The organism is Kitasatospora sp. NPDC127111 (genome assembly GCF_042677465.1).
Classification (GTDB): domain Bacteria; phylum Actinomycetota; class Actinomycetes; order Streptomycetales; family Streptomycetaceae; genus Kitasatospora.
The window spans coordinates 63,173-70,008 of the sequence record NZ_JBHXTG010000050.1 but is presented as its reverse complement, the minus strand read 5'-3'; the positions used below and the strand labels follow the sequence as shown (position 1 = coordinate 70,008).

Genomic DNA, 6,836 nt, shown 5'->3' with positions numbered 1-6,836 from the left:
CCGCGGTCTCCCCCCCGGGGGGGGCGCTGGGGGGGAGCCCGGTACACCGGTCTCCGCCGCTGCGCCGTGCCGCCCGTGCGTCCCGTTGCGGCAACCGACGTCCCTGTCGGTACGGAGCCGCTTCGACTTCCGGAACCGGCCGGGGACCATCGGCCCTCCGGTCGGCCCGATCGGTCCTGTGCCTGACCCGACCGACCCCGACAGAGTTCCCGGGGCGCAGGACCGGCACGTGTCCTGGCCGTACACCACCCGACTGCCGTGAGGGGAACAGCGATGACGCGTTCTGTCCTGACCGGAATCGACGGATCGCCGCAGAGTGAGGCCGCAGTGCTCTGGGCCGCCGAGGAGGCGGTGCGCCGAGGCGTCGGCCTGCGGATCGTGCGCGCCTTGCCCTGGCTGAGCACGGAGTACGCCGATGGTTCCCTGGCCCGCGACCTTCGGCCGGCCACACTGAAGGAGCTGACCGACACCGCTGAGCGGACCCGTCGGGCGTACCCAGGGCTGGCCGTCGAGACCACCGTGGTCGACGACGACCCGGCCGACGCGCTCATCGCCGCGGGCAAGGACCAGGAACTGCTCGTCCTGGGATCCCGCGGACTCGGCGGCTTCTCCGGGTTGCTGGTCGGCTCGGTCGGTCTGGCAGTGGCGGCGCGCGTCACCGTTCCCCTGGTCCTGGTCCGGGCAGATGGGCCTCCCGAGCCGCCCTCCCTCGTACCGGCCCGTCGGGAGGTCGTCGTCGGGGTTGACGGACACCACGCCTCCGACGCCGTCCTGCACTTCGCGTTCGCCGAAGCCGCCCGGCGCGGGGCGCGGTTGAGGGCGGTCCACGGCTGGGACCCGGTGCCCGCCTGGGCGGCCGCCGGCTGGGTACCGCCCCAGCTCGACGTCGCCGCCGCGGAGGCCGGCGAGCGGGTCGTGCTGGCCGAGGCACTCGACGCCGCGCGGGTCGCCCATCCGGAGGTCGAGGTGACCGCCGAGACCCGGATCGGTGGGGCCGTCAACGCCCTCCTGGCCTCAGCGGCCGGCGCCGACCTCGTCGTCGTCGGCCGGCGTGACCACCGCCACCCGCTGGGAATGCGCCTCGGCCCAGTTTGCCCACGCCGTGATCCACCATTCCTCCGCCCCCGTCGCGGTGGTCCCGCACAGCTGATGGGCCCTTCGGCCTTGGGCCGGCGGGTGGCAGCGGCGGTGTTCCCGCTCCCGGCTCGTTGCGGGACCGGCCGGCAGGTAACCGCTCCAGAAGCCGCCGTCGTCGAGGTGCACGAACTCGCGCGCCTCGTGAGCGGGCCCGCCCGGTCGGCACGGAACACCGAACGGCCGGACCCCCACCTGCTCCCCCGTGCCGCAGCGGCCCGTGAGGCGGGCCTCCCGGCCATCCCGCAGGGACCAACGGATCTGTCCCGCCCACCCACGCGAGGCGACCATCGATGCCATGACACCTGATCCCGTACCGCTCGAGGAGTGGCACTGCCTGCGACTCCTGGCGAAGTCGTCGATCGGGCGCGTCGTGTACACCGTCGGCGCGCTCCCCGCTGTCCTTCCGGTCCGGTTCCGGCTCGACGGCGACAACAACGTGCTCCTGCGTGCCACCACAGGGTCCGAGTTCCTCCGGGCGGTCACGGACGCGCTGGTCGCCTTCCAGGCCGACGACATCAGCGGGGCCGACGGCAGCGGCTGGAGCGTCACGGTACTCGGCAGGGCCGAAGCAGCCCCGGAGGGCCCGGAAGCGCGGCACGGCGACCAGGTCGCCGTCCGCATCCGATCCGAATGGGGGACCGGCCGCCTCCTGCCCGCCGCGCCACCCACGCCACCCTGACGACCAGTCACCGCAGGTACGCGGTCAGCGCACCAACGGGGCCGACCAGACGAGCCTGGCCCCGCCCTCCGGCGGGCTCGACAGCTCCAGCCCGCCGCCCAGGCCCTGCGCCCGCTCGGCCATGTTCCGAAGACCGCTGCGCCTGCCCTGCTCGGGGATGCCCACGCCGTCGTCCTGCACCACCAGCACCACCTGTGCGCCGGTCGCCCGCAGCGAGATCTCGACCCGGCGGGCCCCGGCGTGGCGCGCCGCGTTGCTTAGCGCCTCGGCCAGCACCGCCACCACGTGGTCGGCGGTTTCCGCCGGGACGTCCGTGTCGAGCAGGCCCTCCATGCTCAGCCGGGGTGCGAACCCCAGCGTCGGCTGCGCGTCCTCGACCACCCGGACCACCCGGGCACGCAGCCCGTGGCCGGACGCGTCCTCCCGGGCCCGCAAGCCGAAGATCGTCGATCGGATGATCTTGATGGTCTCGTCGAGGTCCCCCACCGCCCGCAGCACCCGGTCCGAGGCCCCGGAGTGCTCGATGAAACGGGCGGCGCTCTGCAGGGTCATCCCGGTGGCGAAGAGCCGCTGGATGGCCAGGTCGTGCAGGTCACGGGCGATCCGGTCGCGGTCCTCCAGCATCGCCAGCTGCTCGGCGTCCCGGCGCCGCTCCCCCAGCTCCAGGGCCAGGGCCGCCTGGCCGGCGAAACCCAGCAGCGGACTGATCTCCCGCTCGGTGAAGGGCGGCTCGCCGGCCCGGCGGGCCAGGAGCAGCACACCCTCGGTCAGGCCGCCGGCCCGACCCAGCGGAACCGCCACCGCGGCGCCGAGGCCGTCGAAGCGGCGCGGCCCGGCGGACAACCGCGGGTCGCCGGCCAGGTCCGCAGTGGTCACCGGTTCCGCCTTCGCGACGGCCTCACCCGAGAGCGTGCCGTCCGCCGGAACCACGAGCCCCAGCCGCCCCGCCGCGTCACCGCCCAGTGCCAGCTCCACCCGCAGCGCCCCGGTGCCGGGCACCGGTACCGACATGTCCGCCAGCTCGGCGCCGGTGATCTCCCGGGCCCGCTGTCCGATCAGCTCCACCACCTCGGAACGGGGACTGCCGGACAGCAGCGCCCTGGTGATCTCCGCGCTCGCGCGCAGCCAGCCGTGCTGGCGCTGCGACTCCTCGTAGAGGCGGGCGTTGTCGATGGCCACCCCGGCAGCGACCGCGAGCGTCGAGATGACGGACTCGTCATCGGCGTCGAACTCCTCGCCACCGCGCTTGTCGGTCAGGTAGAGGTTGCCGAAGACCTCGTCGCGCACCCGCACCGGGACGCCCAGGAAGGACCTCATCACCGGGTGGTGCGCCGGGCAGCCGTACGAGGCCGGGTGCTCGGACAGGTTCTCCAGCCGCAACGGCTCCGGATGACGGATCAGCTCGCCCAGCAGTCCCCTGCCCGTCGGGTAGGGACCGATCTGCGCGATCTCCTCCTCCGCGAGGCCGACCGTCAGGAACTGCGACAGCGTCTCGCCGTCCGGCCCGATGACGCCCAGTGCCGCGTACCGGGCGTCCACCAGCAACGCGGCCGCCTCCACGATCCGCCGCAGCACCTGGGTGAGGTCCAGCTCCCTGCCGACCGACAGGACCGCCTCCAGGAGGCTGTGCACCCGATCCCGGGTGCCCCGGGCCGCGTCGATCCGCGCCTGCAGCTCCTCCAACAGTTCATCCAGCCGCAGCTGCGGCACGCGCGGCCGTCCCTCGTCCCCGCCCACGCGAGCCTCCTCATCCCTGGTTACCAGCCGGTTGATTCTCGCAGACGACCACCACCCCGTCACCGAGGCCCGAACCACAGCGCGAGGCGGTGCCCGTCGGCCCGCCCCGGCGGGACCTCCGGTCCTCGGCAGTGCACCGTCATCTCCGGTTCCCTGGTCTCCCCAGACGCACCACTCGACGCGGAGGGGACTGCAGATGGCAACCGACCAGCGGCACGCTTGGCTGCGGGCAGACCGTACGGCGGAACGAACGGATCCGACTGGGGAGGAGAAGCGGTGAGGGGATCGATCCGAACCGGCTGCTTCCTGGGCATCCCCGTGCGCGTCCACTGGAGCGCTCCGCTGCTGGTCGTCGTGCTCGCCCGGGGCTTGGTCTCGCAGACCCTGCCCCGGTGGGCACCGAGGCACTCCGGCAACGCGTACACCACGGCGGGCGTCGTCGCCGCGCTCCTGCTCACCGACTTCCACGGCCACGCCAGCGGCCTGGCACCCGTCGACTGCTCGCCGCCGTACCGGCCGGCCGTCGGGAGGACGTACGCGTGCGCGACGTCATGGTTCCCCTGGCAGCGTGTGCCACCGCCGCGCCCGACGATCCGCTCTCCGAGGCCGTCGAGCGGATCACCCGCCGTCCGGCAGCCGCATCCTCGTCCTCGACGGCCGCACCCCCATCGGCATCGTGACGGGTCACGACGTCGCCCAGATCCTCCAGGACCACGCCCTCGGTATCACCACACCGGCCGGCAGCCCGAACTGACCGTCCGGAGCAACCCGACCCCGCCGGGCCAGGCCAGGCGGGGTCGGACGGCGGGCTCGGGCAGGCCACCGGATCCGGGATCCGGAGCAGCCTCGGCGCGGGACCCGCACCGACGGCACGCCAAAGCGGGCGGCCGGAACGAGCCGGCCGCCCGAGGAGCGCGGCGAACTGCCCTGTGGTTACTCGGCTCGACGCACCGGGCACTCCACCGGAGGCCCCGCCGCTCTACACAACGGCGGGCCTCGCGGTCAGCCGGTCCTGGAGCAGGTCGACCGCTTCCTGCATGGTCGCGGCCGCGACGTGGGCCCGGACCGGCCGCCCATCGAGGTCCACCACGGCCTGGGCGAGGCAGGGCCTGGCGATCGAGTGGTGCGCCTCCTGGGTGAGCTTCACCCGGGCGGCGAGGACGGGATCGTCCACACGCTCGAGCACGGCGGCCATCTTGGCCCGCGCGTAATCCGGAGCGGCCAGCGAGACCTCTCCACGGGTCTCCACCAGGACGTCGACGACGGGGCGGGTCGGCAGGCGGTTCACCAGCTTTCCTTTCCGAGGGGCAGCAGGTCGTGGTGTGCGGCGCGACCGTCCGCGGGGACGCGGACGGTGGTCCCGGTGGTGCCGAGGAGGATGCCGAGGGCGTTGTCGAGCGGGCCGATCGCGGCGAGGCGGCCGGTGCGTTCGGCGAAGGAGGCGGCGGCTTCGGCCTTGGGCCGCATCGAGCCCTCGGGCAGGTCGAGTGCGCGCAGCTGCACCGGGGTGGCGGTGAGCAGCGGGCGGGGTCGGGAGGTGGCGAAGCCGGTGAACACGTGGGTGACGTCGGTGAGGATCAGCAGGGCGTCGGCGTCGAGTTGTTCGGCGAGCAGGGCCGCGGTGAGGTCCTTGTCGACGACGGCTTCGACGCCGTGCAGCAGGCCGGTGTCGGTGTCGCGGATGACCGGGACTCCCCCTCCGCCGCCGGCGATGACCACCGTCCCGGTGGCCAGGAGGGACCGGACGGCCGGTACCTCGCTGATCGCCACCGGTCGTGGGGAGGGGACGGTGCGGCGCTGCCGGTCGCCGTCGCGGGCGGTGGTCCAGCCGCGTTCGGTCTCCATCGTTTTGGCCTGCGCTTCGGTGAGTTGGCCGCCGATGAACTTGCTCGGCTGCTGGAAGGCCGGATCGTGGGGGGCGACCTCGGTGTGGGTGACGACGGCCGCCACGGCGCGGCCCGGCAGCCGGCCCGTCAGTTCCCGGGCGAGGAGCGTGCCGATCATGCCCTGGGTCTGGGCGCCGAGGACGTCCAGCGGGTAGGGCGCGGTGAGGGCCGGGTCGGCCTCGCTCTCGGCGGCGAGCAGGCCGACCTGTGGGCCGTTGCCGTGGGTGATCACCAGCTCGTGTCCGGCTTCGACGAGTTCGGCGAGGGAGCGGGCGGCCTGGTGGACGTGGTGCAACTGGACGGCGGCGTCGGGGCGTTCGCCTCGCTGGAGCAGGGCGTTTCCGCCGAGTGCGGCGACGATGCGCATGGTCAGTTCCTTCCGAGGGTGGCGACCAGGACCGCCTTGATGGTGTGCATGCGGTTCTCGGCCTGCTCGAAGACGAGGGAGGCGGGGGACTCGAAGACGTCGTCGGTGACTTCGAGCCCTTCGAGGCCGTGCTCGCGGGCGAGTTCGGCGCCGAGGTCGGTGTTGCGGTCGTGCAGGGCGGGCAGGCAGTGCAGGAAGGCGGTGTCGGGGTTGCCGGTGGCGGCGAGCAGGTCGGCGTTGACCTGGTACGGGAGGAGCAGGTCGATGCGCTCCTTCCACTTGGCGTGGTCCTCGCCCATCGAGACCCAGACGTCGGTGTAGAGGTAGTCGGTGCCGCGGACCGCCTCCTGCGGCTTCTCGCTCAGCGTGATCCGGGCTCCCGTGTCCTCGCCGATCCTTCGGCACTGCGTGACCACGTCCGGGGCTGGCCACAAGGCCTGGGGGGCGGCTATCCGCACGTCCATGCCCAGCAGGCTCCCCATGACCAGGAGGGAGTTGGCGGTGTTGTTGCGGGCGTCGCCGAGGTAGCAGAAGGAGATCTCCCGCAGTGGCCGGCGGCTGTGCTCGCGCATGGTGAAGACGTCGCACAGGCTCTGGGTCGGGTGCCACTGGTCGGTGAGACCGTTGTAGACGGGCACGCCGGCGCGCTCGGCGAGTTCGGTGACGGCGTCCTGGTCGAAGCCGCGGTACTCGACGGCGTCGTACATCCGGCCCAGGACCCGGGCGGTGTCGGCGATGCTCTCCTTGTGGCCGATGTGCGAGCCGTCCGGGCCGAGGTAGGTGGTGGTGGCGCCCTGGTCGGCGGCGGCGACCTCGAAGGCGCAGCGGGTGCGAGTGGAGGCCTTCTCGAAGATCAGGGCGATCCTGTGGCCGGTGAGCCGGGCCCGTTCGGTGCCCGCCCGCTTGGCGGCCTTGAGTTCGGCCGCGAGGTCGAGCAGGTGGTGGATCTCGGCGGGGGTGAAGTCCAGTTCGCGCAGGTAGTGGCGGCCGTGCAGGTCGATGGTCATGGTGGATTCCTCTTCCGGAGGGT

6 protein-coding genes are annotated in these 6,836 nt (G+C 73.2%); 2 read left to right on the top strand and 4 right to left on the bottom strand.

Annotated elements, in window-relative coordinates; all coding sequences use genetic code 11:
- Positions 1-273 precede the first annotated feature (273 nt).
- On the top strand, positions 274-1,443 hold the full coding sequence (locus ACFVHB_RS26630) for a universal stress protein (RefSeq protein ID WP_380327264.1): 1,170 nt from the start codon (positions 274-276) through the stop codon (positions 1,441-1,443).
- Positions 1,433-1,816 carry a pyridoxamine 5'-phosphate oxidase family protein gene (locus ACFVHB_RS26625; protein WP_380327262.1) on the top strand — a complete coding sequence of 128 codons (384 nt, stop codon included), beginning with the start codon at positions 1,433-1,435 and terminating at the stop codon, positions 1,814-1,816. Before ACFVHB_RS26630 ends, ACFVHB_RS26625 begins: the two co-directional genes overlap by 11 nt.
- A gap of 24 nt (positions 1,817-1,840) precedes the next feature.
- Here the strand turns inward: ACFVHB_RS26625 and ACFVHB_RS26620 are convergent, their stop codons facing one another.
- The 4 genes from ACFVHB_RS26620 to argF all read right to left on the bottom strand — a co-directional run bounded on the left by ACFVHB_RS26620 (position 1,841) and on the right by argF (position 6,813).
- Positions 1,841-3,553 carry a GAF domain-containing protein gene (locus tag ACFVHB_RS26620; protein ID WP_380327260.1) on the bottom strand — a complete coding sequence of 571 codons (1,713 nt, stop codon included), beginning with the start codon at positions 3,551-3,553 and terminating at the stop codon, positions 1,841-1,843.
- A 979-nt stretch (positions 3,554-4,532) separates the two neighbouring features.
- On the bottom strand, positions 4,533-4,841 hold the full coding sequence (locus ACFVHB_RS26615; protein WP_380327258.1) for an HPF/RaiA family ribosome-associated protein: 309 nt from the start codon (positions 4,839-4,841) through the stop codon (positions 4,533-4,535).
- Positions 4,838-5,806, bottom strand: coding sequence for a carbamate kinase (locus ACFVHB_RS26610; RefSeq protein WP_380327256.1), 969 nt, complete (start codon positions 5,804-5,806; stop codon positions 4,838-4,840). Before ACFVHB_RS26610 ends, ACFVHB_RS26615 begins: the two co-directional genes overlap by 4 nt.
- A gap of 2 nt (positions 5,807-5,808) precedes the next feature.
- Positions 5,809-6,813 carry an ornithine carbamoyltransferase gene (gene argF, locus ACFVHB_RS26605; RefSeq protein ID WP_380327254.1) on the bottom strand — a complete coding sequence of 335 codons (1,005 nt, stop codon included), beginning with the start codon at positions 6,811-6,813 and terminating at the stop codon, positions 5,809-5,811.
- Positions 6,814-6,836 lie beyond the last annotated feature (23 nt).

What these genes read in the sequence shown, in the direction of transcription:
- ACFVHB_RS26630 (WP_380327264.1), top strand. Translation starts at nt 274, where the DNA reads ATGACGCGTTCTGTCCTGACCGGAATCGACGGATCGCCGCAGAGTGAG.
- ACFVHB_RS26625 (WP_380327262.1), top strand. Translation starts at nt 1,433, where the DNA reads ATGACACCTGATCCCGTACCGCTCGAGGAGTGGCACTGCCTGCGACTC.
- ACFVHB_RS26610 (WP_380327256.1), bottom strand. Translation starts at nt 5,806, where the DNA reads ATGCGCATCGTCGCCGCACTCGGCGGAAACGCCCTGCTCCAGCGAGGC.
- argF (WP_380327254.1), bottom strand. Translation starts at nt 6,813, where the DNA reads ATGACCATCGACCTGCACGGCCGCCACTACCTGCGCGAACTGGACTTC.